Genomic DNA, 19,350 nt, shown 5'->3' on the forward strand with positions numbered 1-19,350 from the left:
AAACGGATTGTTCGCATGTTTAAATACCCATTGGGACCATATACAATCCTGTATCTTCATCTTGCTTTACAACGACATCTACACCGTATATCGTCTTTATCATACTTTCTGTCACAACATCATTCGGCTTGCCTTTTGTAACAATTTCGCCGTCTTTCATAACAATGATATGATCACTATAGCGAATCGCCTGATTAATATCGTGTAATACCATAACGATTGTCAATCCTTGTGCTTCATTTAATTCTTTTACTAACTCTAATATTTCAAGTTGATAATAAATATCTAAATATGTTGTCGGTTCATCTAAAAAGAGCATTGGCGTCTTCTGAGCTAACGTCATGGCAATCCAAACACGCTGTCTTTCTCCACCAGATAAAGCATGAATTTCCTTATCACGTTTACTTAGCAAATTCGTACATGCTAAAGCCCTTTCTATTGCTTCTCTATCTTCATCAGTTTGCGAAGAAAATATATTTTTATGAGGCATACGGCCAAAGCTTGTTAATTTCTCTACCGTCATATCTGCCGGTGCTTCATTTTGTTGATGGACAACGGCTAACTTTCTAGCAAACTCTTTCGGTTTATATTGGCTAATTGCCTTCCCATCAAGTATTACCTCTCCACTACGAGGATCGTGATTTCTTGACATCACACCAAGTAATGTTGATTTCCCGCAACCGTTTGGTCCAATAATTGTTGTAATTTTACCAATCTCTATTTTACTACTAACCGACTTTAATCGATCCGTTACATTATCGTACGAAAAGGTTACATTTTTAATTTCCATGAACTTTATCACTCTTTCTAAGCAAGAATATTAAGAATGGTCCACCAATAACTGCCATAATCGTCGCTGCTGGAATTTCGTTAGGTGGCACAATTAACCTTCCAATCGTATCCGCCGTCAAAATTAATAACGCCCCTGCAAGAGCAGAAAATGGAATTAATGCTTTATGGTCTGAACCAACTAGTTGTCTTGAAATGTGCGGAACGAGTAATCCTACGAAAGCGATAACACCTGCAATTGCTGTTGATACTGCCGCTAAGAGTACTGCAATGGCAGAAATAATAAGACGAACTCTCGTCACGTGCAAGCCTAAGTTTTTTGCAGTCTTATCCTGTAGAGATAATAAGTTACACCAAGCTCCGACAAACAGTGCAAGAATAAGACCAATTGTTCCATAAGTAACCATTATTTCTACATCGCCCCACGTCTTCATCGTTATATTAGAAGTCGTCGTTTGCTTAATACTCTTAATGAAGTATCCACAAATCGTAATGAACGATTCATTTAATCCAGTGAACATCGCATTAATGGCAATACCAATTAAAATAATGCGAAGCGGACTTAATCCTGATTTCCATGAAAACGAATAAACGAGATAACACGCAAACGCACCACCTAGAAAGGCGAATACCGGCGTCCAGAAAAAGAATTGCGGGAATAGCGTAATAATAACAAGTGTCATAAAACTTGCTCCTGAAGATATCCCGATTACCCCAGCATCAGCAAGTGGATTTTTCATGACAGCTTGGAAGAGCACGCCCGAAACAGCAAGAGCTGCTCCAGTAAATAGTGCAATAATAATACGTGGGAAACGTAAATCTTTAATCACTTCAACATCTTCATTTGCCCCTGTAAATATTCCTTGTACAAGGTCAATAATACCTACTTCTAAACTACCTTTCGTCGCTGACAACAAAGTCATAATGATGAGTAATACAGTAACAATAAAGAAACTCCAAAATTTTTTATTCATGCTAATCTTCCTTTATATTAAAATGCATCACGGATACATCATTTTTTTCAATTCATCTAGCGCTTCAGTCGCTGCTAAATTTCCTGTCGTTCCAAATAAACGCTCTTCTAAATCGTAAACACGATTATTTTTAACTGCAGCGAAGTGTTTCCAAATATCATTTGTTTTAAATTCTTTATCAAACATTTTTACAACTTCATCAGGCATACCATGTGCCGCTCGTAAAATAATGTCTGGATCAGCTTTTTTTAAATACTCTGTATTAGAAGCTAAATACTCTACTTGTTCACCTTGTACAATGTTTTTACCACCTAATTGTTTCACTAAATCTCCAATATAAGAATGCTCTGTTGCTACTAAATAACTCCCCGGTACACCTAATAAAATAAGCACTGTCGGTTCTTTCTTTCCCTTTACTGCTTTTTGAATCTCTGCAACCTTGTTATCTAACTTAGTTACAGCTGCTTCAGCCTGCTTTTCACGTCCATATTGCTTACCTAAATTACTAATGGAATTTTGCATATTTTTTAAACTTGTTAGATCTAAAAAGTTTGCTTTCATACCTACACCATCAAAAACTGGCTTTAATTCATATTCAAGTGTTGTCACGGATAATACTTCTGACGGCTTTAATGATTTTACCTTTTCCATATCAGGACTCATCGGATTCCCAACTTCAGGTAAACCTTTATATCTCTTTGGTAAATCTTTAGTACTTGTTGGTACACCAATTAAATCTACTTCTAACGCATCCATAATTTCAGTAACAGCAACTGTCGTTGCGACAATCCTCTCTTTACCCTCACTCTTTACTTGCTTCGCTGTTTCTTTTTTGGGCGCCTGGCATCCAGCTATACTCACTAATAAAATGATAGCCATTAGTACACTTACAATTTTCTTCACTCTTAATCACCACTCCTTTCCAAACAATATGAAACAAGTCTTGATGCATGCAAACATGCATCAAGACTCCAAAAATTACAATCTACCTGCTCTATATTTACGAACTAGTAAAGCAAGTGACCCAAGCAATAGCACCATGTATAAACCTAGTTGTGCTGTATCTGCCGTTTTTGAGTTTTTCTCTTTTTTCGAATCATTTTTTTGATCTTCTTTTTTCTTCATATCATCTGCATTTCGGTTAAAATCAGGATTATCTACTTTTTTTACATTATCTACTTTCGGTGTAATCACTGGATTGTTCGGATCATTTTTCGGATCTTTTTTTGGATCCTCTTTAATAGTCCCTAACGCACCAATATTATTTGTATCAAATTGAATTTGGACATCGTAGAAGTGGTGGTAGTTCATCTCATCAATGTCTACTTTCACTTTTGCATTTAATTTTTTAAATAAATCTTCTACTTCAAATTGTACTACTCGCGTATTTGCATTTTTATCTTCACTTACTACTTTTGCATCAGCAAAAAGACTATTGTTTTCTGTTTGGAATTTCGTAATCCACGCACTATTTTTCAGCGTCATCTCAATGTACTTTTTACCATCTTTAACGATTAATTTTGCTGGATTTACAGTATAGTCATGCATCTTTGAAAGTTCTTCTGTTTTGTCTTTTAACACTTTAAATGTAATATCATATTGACCATCTACTAAATTTTTCGGATCAACTATTACTTTCGGTGTATTATTTCCGCCTTGGTTGTCGTTTCCACCTTGGTTGTCGTTTCCACCTTGGTTATCATTTCCGCCTTGGTTATCGTTTCCACCTTGGTTATCGTTTCCACCTTGGTTCCCTAAAGCTTTGATACTATCTTGATCAAATACAAATTGAACATCGTAGAAATGGTGATAATTCATTGAATCAATATCTACTTTTACTTTTGCATTTAATTTTTCAGACAAATCATTTACTTCTACTTCTACTACTCTTGTATTTTGCTCTTTATTTTCACTTAATACTTTTGCATTAACGAACGAGCCATTCTTCTCAAAATCAAACTTTGTAATCCATGTACTATTTGTTAATGTAAACGATACATATTTCTTACCATCTTTTACTTTCAATACACCTGGGCTTTTTGTGTATGTATTCATCATTGATATTTCTTCTGTTTGATCTTTTAATACTTTAAAGCCAATGCTGTATTCACCGTCTTTAAGAGCGTTTGGATCAATTGTTGTATTATTGCCTTGGTTGTCGTTTCCGCCTTGGTTGTTGTTTCCACCTTGGTTGTTGTTTCCACCTTGGTTGTCGTTTTCGCCTTGGTTGTCGTTTCCGCCTTGGTTATCATTTCCGCCTTGGTTGTCGTTTCCGCCTTGGTTGTCGTTTCCACCTTGGTTACCATTTCCGCCTTGGTTGTTGTTTCCGCCTTGGTTGTCGTTTCCACCTTGGTTATCATTTCCGCCTTGGTTGTCGTTTCCGCCTTGGTTATCTAACGGTTTAATGCTATCTTTATCAAATGCAAATTGAATATCATAGAAATGATGATAATTCATTGAATCGATGTCGACTTTTACTTTTGCGTTCAATTTTTTCGATAAATCTGCTACTTCCACTTCCACTACACGCGTATCAGCTTTCGTATCTTCACTCAATACACTCGCATCAACAAACGCACCATTTTTATCAAATTCAAACTTTGTAATCCAAGCGCTATTCGTTAATGTGAATGATACATATTTTTTACCATCTTTCACTTTTAACACGCCTGGACTCTTTGTATACGTGTTCATCATTGAAATTTCTTCTGTTTGATCTTTTAAAGCTTTGAAATTGATACTGTATTCACCATCTTTAATTGTTTCAGCATCTGGATTTTCTACTTCCGGTTTCTCTACTTCTGGTTTCTCTACTTCTGGTTTTTCTACTTCTGGTTTTTCTACTTCTGGTTTCTCTTCATTTTTAATTTCTTCAAGCTTATCTTGTTCAAATAAAAGTTGCACATCATGTGTTTGCTTATAGTTTCTTGATGCCATTTCGATAAATACTTTTGTATTTAGTTTTTTAGATAAGTCGTTTACTTCAAACTCTACTACTCTTGTATCTTTTTCTTTATCTTCACTCACTACTTTTGCATCAACAAACGCACCATCTTTTTCCGTTTGGAAATTTTTAATTAATGAGCTACTTTTTAGTGTTACAATTGCTTTTTTCTTACCATTTTCTACTTTTAATACCCCTGGATTTACCATGTAAGTATTCATCTTAGATTCTTCATCTGTTTGATCTTTTAACACTTTAAACGGAACGCTGTACTCACCATCTTTAATTGTTTCAGTATCTGGTTTTTCTACTTCCGGTTGTTTCTCTTCATTTTTAATTTGTTCAAGTTTATCTTGTTCAAATAAAAGTTGTACATTATGTGTTTGCTTGTAACCTTGTGATGCCACTTCAATAAATACTTTTGTATTTAGTTTTTTAGATAAATCGTCTACTTCAAATTCTACGACTCTTGTATCTTTTTCTTGATCTTCACTCACTACTTTTGCATCAGCAAATGCGCCATCTTTTTCCGTTTGGAAATTTTTAATTAATGAGCTATTTTTTAACGTTACAATTGCTTTTTTCTTACCGTTTTCTACTTTTAATACCCCTGGATTTACCATGTAAGTATTCATCTTAGATTCTTCATCTGTTTGATCTTTTAACACTTTAAATGGAATGCTGTACTCTCCATCTTTAATTGTGTTAGAATTTGGTTGTTGATCTGGGTCAGGCTTTTGGTCGGGCTTCTGACTCGGATCCGGATTTTCATTTGGATCTGGCTTATTAGCTGGGTCCTCTTTTTCATTTGGTTGTTCTACATGAATCGGTGTAATACTATTTTGATCAAATGCAATACGCACATCATAGTCATGATGATAATTTAAAAAATCAATGTCTACTTTTACTTTCGCATTTAATACCTTCTCTACATCGTCCACATCAAATTCTACGACTCTTGTATCTTTTTCTTGATCTTCACTAATTACATTTGTCGCAACAAACTGACCACTTTTTTCCGTTTCAAACTTTGTAATCCATGAACTATGTTCTAATGTAAAGGATACTTTCTTTTTCCCATTCTTCACTTTTAAAGTTCCTGGACTTACAGAGTATTGATTCATCATGGATTCTTCATCTGATGTGTCTTTAAGAACTTTGAAACCGATTGAATATTCACCGTCAGCTAGTTGACTAGCAGCTTGAACTGCAAGTGGTTGTAGCGTTGATACGAATGTGAAAATCGTTAGAAACATTGCAACAACAATTTTAAAATACCTGTTCAATAGAATGACTCTCCTTTTTTAAAAAATTCCAATTATTTAATGCTGTTCCCATCAAATACAAAACGAATATCATATGAAGCGTTATAATTAATAATTGGGATGTTAATTTTCACCTTTCCTTTTAGTTTTTCTGACAAGTCAGCTACTTCAAATTCTACTACTCTAGTATTCTCTTTTTTGTTTTCACTTAAGACTGTTGTTTCTAAAAATTGACCATCTTTTTCTACTTGGAAACTTTTAATAGAAACACTATCTTTCACTTTCAATGAAACGTATTGTTTTCCATTTTTAACTGTTAATGTTGCTGGACTTTCAAAATAACTATTCATTCTAGATGATTCATCTTTATCGCCTTTCCATACAGTAAAAGCAATATTATATTTTCCATCAGCTAGTTGTGTAGCAGCTTTTGCATCTTGTAACCCTAGTGTTGCTATAAACGTAAATAAGACAGCAAATACGGCAATAATCATTTTAAATTGTTTAAACATATATTCATCGCCCTTCCAAAGATTTATTTACCTAACTTCACTTTACGAACTAAGAAAACACCTGAAATAAGAAGTAATGCTGCAAATAATCCGATACGTGCTTCATCACTTGTTTTTGGGTTATCTGTTTTTTCAGCTTTCCCACTTTCATTTGTTCCTTTATTTACATCTTTGTTTGTTTCTTTGCTTGTTTCTTTGTTTGTTTCTTTGTTTGTTTCTTTGTTTGTTTCTTTGCTCTCTTCTTTCTTCACTTCTTCTTTTACTTGTGTATTTTTTTGAGTTTGATCTTCATTTTTTGTTGCAGCAGTTTCCTTATTCTCTCCACCTACTGCTTTTACATTTGCATCAAACGCAAAGCGAATTGTGTAGTTATGGTCATAATTTACGTTCGGTACAACAACATGAATTTTTACAGCTGCTGGTTTAGATAAGTCGTCTATTTTAAACTCTACAGTTCTTTTATCTGCAGATTCATCTTTACTAACAACTTTTGCATCAACAAAGTTCCCGTTCTCTGGTGCTTTAAATTCTGTAATCCAAGCACTATGATTCATAGGAATTTGTACTCTCATCTCACCATTTTTTACAATTAACTTAGCTGGTTTTTCAAAATAATCATTTGCCATTGAAGCTGAATCATTTTCTGCTTTTTGTATGACATAGTTAATATCGTAAGTACCGTCAACTACATTTGCCGAAGCTTGTCCGAATGGCACTACGAGAAAAGCTAGCATACATACGAATGTCATAATAAAAGCGGGTAATACCGAAAACTTTCTCATTTACCTTACTGCCTCCTTGTTTTTCTTTTTTGAAAATGATAATTATTCTCAATATATAAGAAAAAAAATAATCTTTCTATCTCTATTTTATAACGAGTAACACTATGTAGTTAGAAATATATTGATTATCATTCTCATTGATAGATGAAAAAATAATCCCACCAATTTTTCCTATAAGAATAAACATAAAACTCTTTCATCATTTTATTGATTATCATTCTCAACGAATTTCAAAAAAAATAAACCGCCTAATTCTATCGTTCTATCACCTCTTCTTACAAAAATGATATAGTCATAGAAAACCTCTTCCCTTCCAATATTTCCATAACTAAGTCAATCTTAGCCTACTGGTAATTTTTTTGTCAACTATATTACGTATAAAATTTTTAATATCTGAATTCTTCTATATATAATTTTTCTACAAAAAAAGAGGCTTTCTTTTAAAGAAAGCCTCTTTCCCTTATTTTTCTACAGCAATTTCTTGCTTTTGAAATAAAGAAACTACATATCCAATTGCAATTCCAATGATACCCGGAACTAACCAACCAATCCCTACACTATATAATGGAATTTCATCTAAAATAGGAGCAAGGGCCGCTACTTGAAGATTTGCATTGTGCAATCCATCAAAGAAGCTAATTGCAAATGCGCCTACAATACCGCCTACATACATAGCTAATGGAAGACGAATATAGTTTTCAACAAGTGATAATACGATCAGTACGATACCAATTGGGTAAATTGCAATTAAGATTGGTAATGCTAATGCGTTTAACTGAGTTAAACCAAGATTTGCTACCATAAATGCTAATACAGAGAAAATGAAAATGACTTTTTGATAAGAAAGCTTTGGTAATAACGAAGAAAAATATTCTCCACAAGCTGCTACAATACCGACAGAAGTTGTTAAGCATGCTGCTGTAATTGCGATACCTAGTAATAATGTTCCGTAGCTACCAAATAAATGATTCACGACGTTTGTTAAAATAATTCCGCCGTTTGCTCCCATTCCAAGTGAAACACTTGAAGCTCCAAGGTAAGCAAGTGCTAAATAAACAAGAAGTAAGCCAAGTGCTGCAATAAATCCTGCAAAGATTGTTACTTTCGCAATACTGTTCTTATTTGTAATGCCTTTTGCTTTTAAAGCATTGATCACAACATTTCCGAAAACAAGTGCTGCAAGTCCATCTAAAGTTAAATATCCATCAATAAAACCTTTAAAGAGCGGGGCACTATACGCTTCTGTAGGGGCACCAAACTCTCCCATTGGAGTCATAATTGCTTTCGCTACAATAATTGCAATAACAGCTAATAAAATTGGAGTTAACACTTTACCAATGCGCCCCACTAATTTCGATGGGTTTAATGCTAAATAGAAAGTTACTGCAAAGAAAATAAATGTAAAGATAACAAGTGGATAGGATTGACCAGCTATCTCACTTGGTAAAAACGGTGCAACACTCATTTCATAAGCAACAGTCCCTGTACGTGGCACACTAACAAATACGCCTAAACATAAATAAATTGCAGTAATGAAAATTAGCGCGAATACAGGATGTACACGTCTTGCTAATTCATTAATATCTCCCTTTAGAGCTATAACAATAACTCCTAATAAAGGCAGTCCTACACCTGTTACGATAAAGCCAAATAACGCGATCCATACATCTGTTCCAGCACCTTGCCCTAACGCTGGTGGGAAAATCATATTACCGGCACCGAAAAACAGTGCAAATAACATTAAGCTTATTGCAAACATCTCAGAAAACTTTAAAGATGATTTCATTTCTACTACCTCCTAATTATTTTATTGACAAAATATTCTGAATTAAAATCCGTCACATATCCTCTTTCAAGCATACTTCCCCGTAAAAGAACGCAAAAAACACCCGTCCCTAACAAAGGGACGAGTGTTGAAATCGTGGTTCCACCCTTATTCTAATAAAATGAATTTATAACGAAATAAGCTCATTTTATAGCTCGTGTAAATTGATAACGGTTTTATCCGCCAAGAATTACAATGCATCTGCAGTTCACTCTTGAAGTTTAGAGGTGGTAAGTTTGTCTTTCCGTATTAGGAAGCTCACAGCCTAAGGCTTCCCTCTCTGAAAATCGTCAAAAACAACTCATGTCCTCATCATTACTTTTATAAAATATGTTGTCGAAACTTGTTGTTTTTTATTATATGGGCTATTTTTTAAAAAATCAATAGTTTTATTTTTTCTGACAAAAAAATATAGGGAGAAAACTTTCCTCCCTATAACTGCCCTATTAATATTTCTAATTCCTTAGGTGTAATGTCTCGCCATTTTCCAGCTTCAAGCTCATTTAGCTCTATATTCATAATGCGCACTCGCTTTAGCTTTGTTACAGTAAATCCGAAAGCACGACTCATTCTACGAATTTGCCTGTTCATTCCTTGCGTTAAAACGATGCGGAATGTAGACTGATTAACTCTCGTCACTTTACATGGCTTCGTCATTCCATCTTTAATCTTTACACCGCTGGACATCTCATCAATAAACCAATCTGTAAACGGCTTATCAACAGTGACAACATATTCTTTCTCATGCTCATAATCACCGTGCAAAATTTGATTCGCAATCGCACCGTCATTCGTTAATAAGATGAGTCCTTCCGATGCTTTATCTAATCGTCCAACAGGAAAGATTCGTTCTGGATAATCGATATAATCAATAATATTATCTTCAATATGTTCAGCTGCTGTACAAGTAATTCCGACTGGTTTATGGAAGGCAATATACACCTTTTCTTTCTCTTCTTTTACAATAACTTGCCCATCAATCGTTACAATATCACCTTCATTAACGAGTGCACCGTGCGTACATACTTCACCGTTAATACAGGCACGTCCTGCTTTAATGAGACGGTCTGTTTCACGTCTTGAGCAGGATTTTGCTTCGCTTATGTATTGGTTGATTTTCATGTTTTGTTCCTTTTCTTATAGATTAAAAGCGTCAATCCATGGCGATATCATTATGCCAAGATTGACGCTCCTTTACTTCGCAAAAACAACTAAATAAATAACCCCAATTACCAAAAATATTCCGCAACAAGCTAACAATACTTTTGCAAGTTTGTCCATAAACATATAATGGTTTCCCCTTTTGTTTGGTTGTTTGCTATTTTAATTCGACAACTGTTACGCCTAGGCCTCCCTCGCCCATATCACCGTAGCGGTAGGTTTTCACGCCGCGATGTTTCTTCAAGTAATCTTGTACACCTTGGCGAAGCGCTCCTGTTCCTTTGCCGTGAATAATTGATACACGAGGATAGCTTGCAAGCTGTGCATCGTCTAAATATTTTTCAACGCGCATCATTGCATCTTCATAACGTTCGCCGCGAAGGTCTAGCTCTAACGACACGTGATAATCTCTACCCTTCACACTTGCGACTGCTTTTTTCTCAGTTTGCTTCGGTGTATTAATGTATTCCATATTGGATTCTTTCACTTTCATCTTCAGAATACCAATTTGTACGCTCCACTCTGTATCACTTACTTTTTCAAGCAATTGACCTTTTTGACCGAACGTTAACACTTTTACTTCATCACCTGCGCGTAATTGTTGTTTTGGCGCTGTGTTTTTCACGTTTACTTTTTGTTTCTTCACAAGCTCTGGCGCCGCACCTTCTAGACGGCTCTTCGCTTCAATAAGCTCATGGTCTTTCACGTTTATAAGCTGTGCTTTACGCAATTGACGAAGTTCTTGAATAATGCCTTCTGCTTCTTGCTTTGCAGCTTCGACTTTTTCTTCCCCTTCTTTTTGCGCTTTTAATAATTTTTCATCGCGCTCATCGTTAAATTCAATAATTTGACGTTGTAATTCACGATGAAGTTTTTCAGATTGCTTACGATGCTCTTCCGCTTCTTTTCGTTCACGCTCTGCATTTTTTTGGCTTTCTTCTAGCTTTGCAATCATATTTTCGATTTTGTTCGTATCTGTACTAATATGGTTACGAGCGCGATCAATAACTCGATCAGACAAACCAAGACGCTTCGAAATTTCAAAGGCGTTACTACGTCCTGGTACACCGATTAATAATTTGTACGTTGGGCTTAATGTATTCACATCGAACTCAACGCTCGCATTAATAACTTGCTCACGATTGTATCCATATGCTTTTAATTCTGGGTAATGCGTCGTTGCAACAACGCGAGCACCACGGTTACATACTTCATCTAAAATAGAAATCGCTAGTGCAGCCCCTTCTTGCGGATCTGTCCCAGCACCTAATTCATCAAAGAGGACTAAACTTTCAAAATCAGCTTTTTCTAAAATATCTACAATGTTTACCATATGAGAAGAGAATGTACTTAAATTTTGTTCAATCGATTGCTCATCACCGATATCAGCAAAGATGTTTTTAAATACACATATCTCTGATTCATCCATTACTGGAATATGAAGACCAGATTGCGCCATTAAGACACAAATACCGACTGTTTTAAGTGTAACTGTTTTACCACCTGTATTCGGTCCTGTAATAACGATTGTTGTAAAGTCTTTACCAAGCATAATGTTATTTGGCACGATAATTTCCGGATCAATAAGCGGATGGCGTGCTTGTTTTAAATCCATGTAGCGTTCATTATTTACGATTGGCTTCGTCGCTTTAATTCGCTTCGCATAAAGAGCTTTCGCAAAAATAAAATCAAGATTTGCAACTACTTCTACGTTTGATAAAACAATATCAGCTTCCACTGCTACTTCTTCCGTTAACATCATTAAAATGCGTTCTACTTCTTGTTTTTCTTTCACACGTGCTTCTTGAAGTGCGTTATTTAATTCCACGATTACTTGCGGTTCGATAAATAATGTTTGTCCAGAAGCAGATTGATCGTGAACAATACCACCATATACGCCGCGGTATTCTTGTTTTACCGGGATTACGTAGCGTTCGTTACGAATCGTTACAATTGCATCTGATAACATTTTTTGCGCGTTTGAAGAACGCGTCATGTTTTCTAATTTCTCACGAATACGGCTTTCCGCAGTACGAATTTGATTACGAATACCACGCAATTTGTCACTTGCGCTATCGACTACTTCACCGCCGTCACCAATACAATTTGTAATCTTCTTTTCTAAATCATATAAAGACACAATTTGCGCGACATGTGTTTCTAAAATTGGAAGCTCAACACCGTTGTCAATCATATCGTCAATGAAACGTTTCATTTGGCGACTACCGTACATCGTACTTGCGATTTCAATTAATTCATAAGGACTTAACATACTTCCAATTTTCGCACGCTTAATATTTGAACGAATATCAGAAATCCCTCCAAGTGGTACATGTCCTTTTAAACGGATGACTTTCGCTGCCTCATCCGTTGTTTCTTGCAATTCCACAATTTCTTCAAAATCTGTGCTTGGCACTAAATTCTTCACTTTATCACGACCAAGTGAAGATGCTGTATGTTCAAGTAATTGTTCTTTTACTTTATTGTATTCTAATACACGCAACGTTCGTTCTAACATGTTGCAGGTCCCCCCTGTATTACTTATTACGTTTAATATAGTCTAATAAACGTTCAATATCCCATGTGTTAATCACGTTATCTTTTTGAATCCAACCTTTACGCGCTGCTGCTACACCTGTTTCCATATCTTCTAACATTTCAAGTGTATGGGCATCCGTATTAATCGCTACTTTTACACCAGCATCTTGTGCTTGTTTTAATAATTTCGCGCTTAAATCTAGACGGTTTGGATTTGCATTTAATTCTAAAACTGTATTTGTTTCTTTTGCGAGCTGGATTAATAAATCTGTATCTACATCGTAACCCTCACGGCGCCCAAGAAGACGTCCTGTCGGATGGGCAATCATTGTGACATGCTTATTCTCAAGTGCAGTGCGAAGACGCTTCATAATCGTTTCACGGTCTTGTGAGAAGCTTGAGTGAATAGCTCCAATGACATAATCTAGTTCTGCTAATACTTCATCGTCAAAATCAAGTGTCGCATCTGGTAAAATGTCCATTTCAATCCCGCGCAAAATTGTAATGTCTGGATACTTTTCATTCATACGTTCAATTTCTTTCGCTTGTTCACGAAGACGCTCTTTCGTTAAACCGTTCGCTACTTTCAAGTATTGCGAGTGATCAGTAATTGCCATAAATTTATATCCATGAGCGCGGCACGCTTGTACCATTTCTTCAATTGAAAAAGCACCGTCACTCCACGTTGTATGCATATGTAAATCACCCTGTATATCAGAGAACTGAATTAAGTTCGGATACTCTCTAATTAATTCAATTTCTTTTCCATCTTCACGCACTTCTGGTGGGATGAATGGAAGGCCAAAGTGGGCGAAGAATGCTTCTTCTGTTTCGAATGTTTTCACTTCACCTGTGTCTAAGATTTCCACACCGTATTCACTAATTTTCTCGCCTCTATCTTTCGCAATTTGGCGCATTTTTACGTTATGGTCTTTTGATCCGGTGAAATGGTGAAGAGTTGTAATAAATTCTTCTGGTTTTACTAAGCGGAAGTCAATTGAAATATCATATTCATATTGAAGACGAACAGATACTTTCGTATCTCCACTTGCAATCACTTCAATCATATTATCAAATTGTAGTAAATGTTCACGCACTACTGCTGGCTCTGTCGTTGCAATGATGAAATCTAAGTCCTTCACTGTCTCACGAACACGGCGTAAACTACCAGCGCGTGAGAAACGAATTATTTCAGCAACATTCGACAATTTCTCCTCTATTTCCCCGGCAATAGGCAATACCATCGCAATTGGTAAACGCTCTGGACGAGAGCCTACTTGATCAATTGCTTCTAATATTTTCTCTTCTGTTTTCTTACCGAATCCAGCTAAAGCTTGTACTTTATTTTCTTCACAAACAGCTTTTAACGTTTCCATATCAACAACACCAAGTTCTTTGTATAACTTGGCCACCTTCTTACCACCAAGGCCTGGTAGTTTTAATAGTGGTAATAAACTGCTTGGTACTTCTTTTTCAAGTTCTTGTAGTACTTCAGATGTTCCCGATTCTATATATTCTTGAATAACTGCTGCCGTTCCTTTTCCGATACCTGGAATCTTTGTGAAATCTTCAATTTCAGAAAGACTACGGTCATCACTTTCTAGTGCTGCCGCCGCTTTACGGAATGCAGATATTTTAAATGGATTCGCGCCCTTTAGTTCCATAAATAGGCCGATTGTCTCTAGTAATTTGATAACTTGTTTTTTATTCACTTTCATCATTGCCCCGCCTTTCTTTCATAGAAAAAAACTTCTCTTTCCGAAAAAAGAGAAGTTACACTCTGCTACCTGTCTGCCATAGTTCCTTCACCTTTTCAGAAAGAATCGGTGTATCGTCTACAATTATTTTGCTAATTGATGATTTTTGTAATGGTGTTTGTATTTGTTCAATTGGAAGAATTGTTCCAACAATAATTAAGACAAACAGAATGATATACACTTCTAAAAAGCCAAGAAGTGCCCCAGCAACCGCATTGACTTGCTTTAAAACTGGGATTTCTGCAAACATATTCAGTAAATTACCAAGTAGTGAAAGTGCGATTTTTGTAATAATAAATAATACGATAAACGCAATTGCTTGATAGAAGACACCCTCAATATTATTCGCATCTATCCATTCTGGAACAGAAACATTCTTATCAAATGGATACGGAATAATTTTCGCAAGTGCTGGCGCTAAATCTTTACAATACCAGTATGCAACGAGGTATGCGATAATAAAGCTTGTTAACTTTACAAGTTGCAAAATAAATCCTCTGCGTAAACCGAGGAAGAATCCCATAACAAGCAATAAAATGATAATAATATCAATCATGTTTATTCAATTCCTTTTTGTGTCATACTTTCTTTCAATTTCTCATGTTCTTCTTTTAATTTTATGTAATCGTGTATGACGTTTACCGCCGTCAATACCGCTAGTCTACTCGTATCAAGCGAAGGATTCTTGGCATTGAGTTCGCGCATTTTATCATCCACAATCGCTGCTACCATGCGGATATGACTTGTACTTTCATCGCCAACAACTGAATACTGTTGGCCATATATTTCTACATTAATTCGACTTTTATTTCCCTTTTGTTGTGACAACTCACCGGCCTCCAATCACGTACAGAATCCTAAAGTTTATCATACCATGAACCATCATAATATGGAAACAGAAAGAACAATCCGATATGATAAAAATAACAACATAAAAAAGGAGCGACCATTTTGTCAAATTCTATCGTAATACAAACAAGTTCTACGGTAATTGAAGACATGAAACAACAATACAAACAAGCACTTAGCCCCAAAATTCCGCAAGGCGGTATCTTTATGGCAAAAGTTCAATCTTGCACAATTACAGCTTATAAATCAGGAAAAGTGATGTTTCAGGGTGGACGTGCTGAAGCAGAGGCTTCTCGTTGGCAAACTGTCTCTCAAACACCAAAATCCGCTGTAAAAAAATCGGTCAATTCGCATCAATATGCACCACCTTCTTCTATTGGTACAATGTCGATTTTAGGGTCCGATGAAGTAGGTACTGGTGATTACTTCGGACCGATGACAGTTGTTGCTGTATATGTGGATGCGAAGCAAATTCCACTTTTAAAAGAACTCGGTGTAAAAGACTCCAAAAACTTAAATGATGCTCAAATTGCTGAGATTGCAAAACAACTCCTTCACGTTGTTCCTTACAGCTCCCTCGTTCTTCATAATGAAAAATATAACGAGCTATTTGATAAAGGAAACAACCAAGGTAAACTAAAAGCTTTACTGCATAACAAAGCCATCACAAACTTATTGGCTAAAATTGCACCTACAACACCTGAGGGTATCTTAATCGACCAATTTACACAGCCTGATACATACTATAAATATTTAGCGAAACAAAAACAGGTACAGCGTGAAAATGTTTACTTCGCTACAAAAGGTGAAAGTGTCCATTTAGCAGTAGCCGCCGCTTCCATTTTAGCTCGTTACTCATTCGTAAAACAATTTGACGAACTAAGCAAAAAAGCTGGTATGCAACTTCCGAAAGGTGCTGGTAAACAAGTTGATATTGCCGCTGCTAAATTAATTCAAAAAGTCGGTAAAGAAAGACTACCTGAATTTGTGAAAGTGCATTTTGCTAATACAGAGAAGGCGTTTCGGTTACTGAAAAAATAACTACTTTTTAGTATCGACAGGATATGGATGAACTAAACAAGGCGAAAAGAATTGAATTCTTTTCGCCTTTTATGAATGAAAAATGGATAAATAGGATCTCACACGTTCCTATTTTCGCCGCACTCATTCTGTATATCTATATATTTAAATTTAGACTGATGTATATTCATTTACTATTCACCTAAAAAAGAGAGTCTCCATGACTCCCTTTTTATGTTTAACTTCGTTTCTGCTTCTTATTTGATGAAGGTACTTTATAAGAACCCGTTTCATGCGTAGTCGTTCCTTGTCCTTCCACTTCCGGAGAACCTAAGCTTGATCTAGAATGGTCTGTTTTCACTTTCTTACTCATTACAATCACCCCCAAGATTACTTTTCACTTAAGAGTAAAAAACTATTCAGCATAACCATCTGAACATATACTGGCTACTCTTTTATCCTCCTGTCTGTTTTTCACTAATGTCCCATAGACGTTTTGCGGCATCCTTATCCAAGGCAGCTTCAGACATTTTTCCTATTTGCTTATCGGCATAGTAATAACCACTATGATCAGTAAATTCAGTTGATTCTGCTAGCCATATTAGAGTTTCAGCACCTTTCTCGGGTGTACGAGAGAAAGGTTTCATTGCTGCCATAGTTAAGCGAGCAACTAGACCATTGTCCTGGTTGAAATTCGTAGCCACTAGCCCTGGATCGAAGCTGTATGCACTAACACCCGTCCCCTCCAACCTCTTTGCCAATTCAGCGGTAAATAAAATATTTGCTAGTTTTGATTGAGCATAACGCATTGTAGGACCACCCATAAATTTCTTAACACCACGATAAAGTTGTTCTGCATCTAAATCACCGAAATCAATTCCCTTTTTAGCCATTTTGTGACCGTGAGATGCGGTGGTGATAACACGAGCAGGAGCACTTTCTTTTAAACGCTCCAACAGCAAATTAGTGATTAGGAATGGACCTAAATGGTTAACCGCCCAAGTCATCTCCAAATCGTCCTCTGTAAGCTGCCTTGTTTGAAATAAAGCACCAGCATTATTCACTAATATATCTATTCTCGGACACCTTTCCAAAATATCAGTAGCTACCCGGCGTATAGATTGTTGGGAAGCCATATCAGCTAAAAATAGATCTATCATCACATCCCCATTCGTTACATCCTTAATTTGAGCAATAGCAGCATTCGCTTTTTCCTCGTTACGTGCAATGATTCCTAGTTTGGCACCGCGCTCTGCAAATGTCTTAGCTGCCGCTAATCCAATACCACTTGTTGCACCAGTAATCACCACATACTTGTCATGCAGTGTCCACTTTGTATGACTTGGAATCTCCCCCATTGTACAAAAACCCCTTCCCTTGCCCATAAATATTTCATTCGTTTTACTATATGTGAGATATGAACGAACCTATGAACAACATTTTTCCAAACAAAAAAAGCGAGAGCAGTTGCTCTCGCTTTTTTCATCTTAAAACTCAGAAGAACCTGGAGTTCTTGGGAATGGAATTACGTCACGGATGTTAGCCATGCCAGTGATGTACATTAGGAAGCGCTCGAAACCTAGACCGAATCCAGCGTGTTTTGTACCGCCGTATTTTCTAAGTTCTAAGTACCACCAGTAGTCCTCTTCGTTCATACCTAATTCTTTAATTCTGTCTACTAAAACGTCCATTCTTTCTTCACGTTGACTTCCGCCGATTAATTCGCCGATGCCAGGAACTAGAAGATCAGTAGCTGCTACTGTTTTACCATCTTCGTTCATACGCATGTAGAATGCTTTAATGTCTTTCGGATAGTCAGTTACGAATACAGGGCGTTTGAAGATTTCTTCTGATAAGTATCTTTCGTGCTCTGTTTGTAAGTCAATACCCCATTCTACTGGGTATTTGAATTCAGCACCTGATTCTTGAAGTACTTTAATTGCTTCTGTATAAGTGATGCGACCGAAGTCAGAGTTGATTACGTTGTTCATGCGCTCTAGAACTGTTTTATCAACGAAGCTGTTGAAGAAGTCCATTTCTTCTGGTGCATGCTCTAGTACGTATTTCATTGCATATTTCAGCATATCTTCTGTAAGATCCATTACATCGCCTAACTCAGCGAATGCAATCTCAGGCTCAACCATCCAGAACTCCGCTGCGTGACGAGTTGTGTTTGAGTTTTCCGCACGGAATGTAGGTCCGAATGTGTACACATCACGGAATGCTAATGCATAAGCTTCAGCGTTCAGCTGTCCACTTACTGTTAAGTTTGTTTCTTTAGCGAAGAAGTCTTTTGATTCGTCAACTTGTCCGTCTTCACCTTTTGCTACGTTGTTTAAATCTTGCGTTGTTACGCGGAACATTTCGCCTGCACCTTCTGTATCACTACCAGTAATAATTGGTGTGTGAACATGTACGAATCCACGCTCTTGGAAGAATTGGTGAATTGCAAATGCTGCGATAGAACGCACGCGGAATGTTGCTGAGAATGCATTTGTTCTTGGACGTAAGTGAGCGATTGTACGTAAGTATTCAAACGTATGACGCTTCTTTTGAAGTGGGTAATCAGAATCTGATAAGCCCTCGATATCAATTTTTTCTGCTTTAATTTCAAATGGTTGCTTCGCTCCAGGTGTTGCAATTACTTTACCTTCTACTTTAACTGAAGAGCTTAGTGGAAGCTTTGCAATTTCTTTGAAGTTCTCTAATTCTGTATCGAAAACGATTTGAACACCTTTGAAGAAGCTACCGTCGTTTAATTCGATGAAACCAAATGCTTTTGAATCACGTAAGTTACGAATCCAACCCGATACTTGTACTGTTTGATCTGCGTATTTATCTGTATCTCTATACAGACTTTTTACTAATGTGTTTTCCATAGTAAAATTCTCCTTTACTCATATATTTAAATACAAAAAAACCTTTCATCCATAA

At 36.4% G+C, this 19,350-nt stretch carries 16 protein-coding genes and 2 other annotated features (1 of these 18 running past the window's edge); of the genes, 1 reads left to right on the forward strand and 15 read right to left on the reverse strand.

Going from position 1 to position 19,350, the window contains the following annotated elements; all coding sequences use genetic code 11:
- Positions 1 to 19 precede the first annotated feature (19 nt).
- The 12 genes from LCF45_RS22355 to zapA all read right to left on the reverse strand — a co-directional run bounded on the left by LCF45_RS22355 (position 20) and on the right by zapA (position 15,375).
- Positions 20 to 790 carry an ABC transporter ATP-binding protein gene (locus LCF45_RS22355; RefSeq protein ID WP_002129323.1) on the reverse strand — a complete coding sequence of 257 codons (771 nt, stop codon included), beginning with the start codon at positions 788 to 790 and terminating at the stop codon, positions 20 to 22.
- Positions 780 to 1,763 (reverse strand): FecCD family ABC transporter permease, encoded by a 984-nt coding sequence (locus LCF45_RS22360; RefSeq protein ID WP_002034255.1) that lies wholly within the window; start codon positions 1,761 to 1,763, stop codon positions 780 to 782. The genes LCF45_RS22355 and LCF45_RS22360 overlap by 11 nt, the downstream gene beginning before the upstream one ends.
- A gap of 27 nt (positions 1,764 to 1,790) precedes the next feature.
- On the reverse strand, positions 1,791 to 2,666 hold the full coding sequence (gene isdE / locus LCF45_RS22365) for a heme ABC transporter substrate-binding protein IsdE (protein WP_002034254.1): 876 nt from the start codon (positions 2,664 to 2,666) through the stop codon (positions 1,791 to 1,793).
- A 75-nt stretch (positions 2,667 to 2,741) separates the two neighbouring features.
- Positions 2,742 to 5,993, reverse strand: coding sequence for an NEAT domain-containing protein (locus LCF45_RS22370; protein WP_263894291.1), 3,252 nt, complete (start codon positions 5,991 to 5,993; stop codon positions 2,742 to 2,744).
- 32 nt (positions 5,994 to 6,025) lie between these two features.
- Positions 6,026 to 6,484 (reverse strand): NEAT domain-containing protein, encoded by a 459-nt coding sequence (locus tag LCF45_RS22375; protein ID WP_002067448.1) that lies wholly within the window; start codon positions 6,482 to 6,484, stop codon positions 6,026 to 6,028.
- A gap of 23 nt (positions 6,485 to 6,507) precedes the next feature.
- Positions 6,508 to 7,266, reverse strand: a complete 759-nt coding sequence (gene isdC, locus LCF45_RS22380; RefSeq protein WP_263894292.1) for a heme uptake protein IsdC — start codon at positions 7,264 to 7,266, stop codon at positions 6,508 to 6,510.
- A 460-nt stretch (positions 7,267 to 7,726) separates the two neighbouring features.
- The gene (brnQ6, locus tag LCF45_RS22385) at positions 7,727 to 9,052 is read right to left on the reverse strand and encodes a branched-chain amino acid transport system II carrier protein BrnQ6 (RefSeq protein ID WP_002088895.1); all 1,326 of its coding nucleotides are present in this window, start codon (positions 9,050 to 9,052) and stop codon (positions 7,727 to 7,729) included.
- 113 nt (positions 9,053 to 9,165) lie between these two features.
- Positions 9,166 to 9,416: a binding site (T-box leader), on the reverse strand.
- 107 nt (positions 9,417 to 9,523) lie between these two features.
- Positions 9,524 to 10,213, reverse strand: coding sequence for a 23S rRNA pseudouridine(2604) synthase RluF (locus LCF45_RS22390; protein ID WP_263894293.1), 690 nt, complete (start codon positions 10,211 to 10,213; stop codon positions 9,524 to 9,526).
- A gap of 196 nt (positions 10,214 to 10,409) precedes the next feature.
- Positions 10,410 to 12,770 carry an endonuclease MutS2 gene (locus LCF45_RS22395; protein WP_002184859.1) on the reverse strand — a complete coding sequence of 787 codons (2,361 nt, stop codon included), beginning with the start codon at positions 12,768 to 12,770 and terminating at the stop codon, positions 10,410 to 10,412.
- A gap of 19 nt (positions 12,771 to 12,789) precedes the next feature.
- A complete protein-coding gene (gene polX, locus LCF45_RS22400; RefSeq protein ID WP_050001030.1) occupies positions 12,790 to 14,508 on the reverse strand; it encodes a DNA polymerase/3'-5' exonuclease PolX in 1,719 nt (572 codons plus the stop codon).
- A gap of 55 nt (positions 14,509 to 14,563) precedes the next feature.
- Positions 14,564 to 15,103 carry a CvpA family protein gene (locus tag LCF45_RS22405; RefSeq protein WP_002129333.1) on the reverse strand — a complete coding sequence of 180 codons (540 nt, stop codon included), beginning with the start codon at positions 15,101 to 15,103 and terminating at the stop codon, positions 14,564 to 14,566.
- A gap of 2 nt (positions 15,104 to 15,105) precedes the next feature.
- Positions 15,106 to 15,375, reverse strand: a complete 270-nt coding sequence (gene zapA, locus LCF45_RS22410) for a cell division protein ZapA (RefSeq protein ID WP_002112165.1) — start codon at positions 15,373 to 15,375, stop codon at positions 15,106 to 15,108.
- Positions 15,376 to 15,498: 123 nt separating this feature from the next.
- Here zapA and rnhC point away from each other — a divergent pair, with 123 nt between their 5' ends.
- Positions 15,499 to 16,437 (forward strand): ribonuclease HIII, encoded by a 939-nt coding sequence (rnhC, locus tag LCF45_RS22415; protein WP_033731395.1) that lies wholly within the window; start codon positions 15,499 to 15,501, stop codon positions 16,435 to 16,437.
- 217 nt (positions 16,438 to 16,654) lie between these two features.
- On the opposite strand, the gene LCF45_RS22420 is transcribed toward rnhC, so the two are convergent.
- The 3 genes from LCF45_RS22420 to asnS form a co-directional block, all read right to left on the reverse strand.
- Entirely contained in the window at positions 16,655 to 16,789 is a 135-nt protein-coding gene (locus LCF45_RS22420) for a YuzL family protein (protein ID WP_002112167.1), read from the reverse strand.
- An 82-nt stretch (positions 16,790 to 16,871) separates the two neighbouring features.
- Positions 16,872 to 17,774, reverse strand: coding sequence for an SDR family oxidoreductase (locus LCF45_RS22425; RefSeq protein WP_002129335.1), 903 nt, complete (start codon positions 17,772 to 17,774; stop codon positions 16,872 to 16,874).
- A 129-nt stretch (positions 17,775 to 17,903) separates the two neighbouring features.
- Positions 17,904 to 19,295, reverse strand: coding sequence for an asparagine--tRNA ligase (gene asnS / locus LCF45_RS22430; RefSeq protein ID WP_002167595.1), 1,392 nt, complete (start codon positions 19,293 to 19,295; stop codon positions 17,904 to 17,906).
- Positions 19,296 to 19,347: 52 nt separating this feature from the next.
- Positions 19,348 to 19,350: a binding site (T-box leader), on the reverse strand (it continues 249 nt past the right edge of the window).

It is taken from the genome of Bacillus sp. 41-22, from assembly GCF_025809295.1.
GTDB lineage: Bacteria > Bacillota > Bacilli > Bacillales > Bacillaceae_G > Bacillus_A > Bacillus_A mycoides.

Bases quoted from the DNA above. Each gene is read 5' to 3' on its own strand.
- brnQ6 (WP_002088895.1), bottom strand. From the start codon at position 9,052: ATGAAATCATCTTTAAAGTTTTCTGAGATGTTTGCAATAAGCTTAATG.
- polX (WP_050001030.1), bottom strand. From the start codon at position 14,508: ATGAAAGTGAATAAAAAACAAGTTATCAAATTACTAGAGACAATCGGC.
- LCF45_RS22360 (WP_002034255.1), bottom strand. From the start codon at position 1,763: ATGAATAAAAAATTTTGGAGTTTCTTTATTGTTACTGTATTACTCATC.
- LCF45_RS22355 (WP_002129323.1), bottom strand. From the start codon at position 790: ATGGAAATTAAAAATGTAACCTTTTCGTACGATAATGTAACGGATCGA.
- LCF45_RS22405 (WP_002129333.1), bottom strand. From the start codon at position 15,103: ATGATTGATATTATTATCATTTTATTGCTTGTTATGGGATTCTTCCTC.
- isdC (WP_263894292.1), bottom strand. From the start codon at position 7,266: ATGAGAAAGTTTTCGGTATTACCCGCTTTTATTATGACATTCGTATGT.
- LCF45_RS22395 (WP_002184859.1), bottom strand. From the start codon at position 12,770: ATGTTAGAACGAACGTTGCGTGTATTAGAATACAATAAAGTAAAAGAA.
- asnS (WP_002167595.1), bottom strand. From the start codon at position 19,295: ATGGAAAACACATTAGTAAAAAGTCTGTATAGAGATACAGATAAATAC.
- LCF45_RS22375 (WP_002067448.1), bottom strand. From the start codon at position 6,484: ATGTTTAAACAATTTAAAATGATTATTGCCGTATTTGCTGTCTTATTT.
- LCF45_RS22425 (WP_002129335.1), bottom strand. From the start codon at position 17,774: ATGGGGGAGATTCCAAGTCATACAAAGTGGACACTGCATGACAAGTAT.
- LCF45_RS22390 (WP_263894293.1), bottom strand. From the start codon at position 10,213: ATGAAAATCAACCAATACATAAGCGAAGCAAAATCCTGCTCAAGACGT.
- LCF45_RS22420 (WP_002112167.1), bottom strand. From the start codon at position 16,789: ATGAGTAAGAAAGTGAAAACAGACCATTCTAGATCAAGCTTAGGTTCT.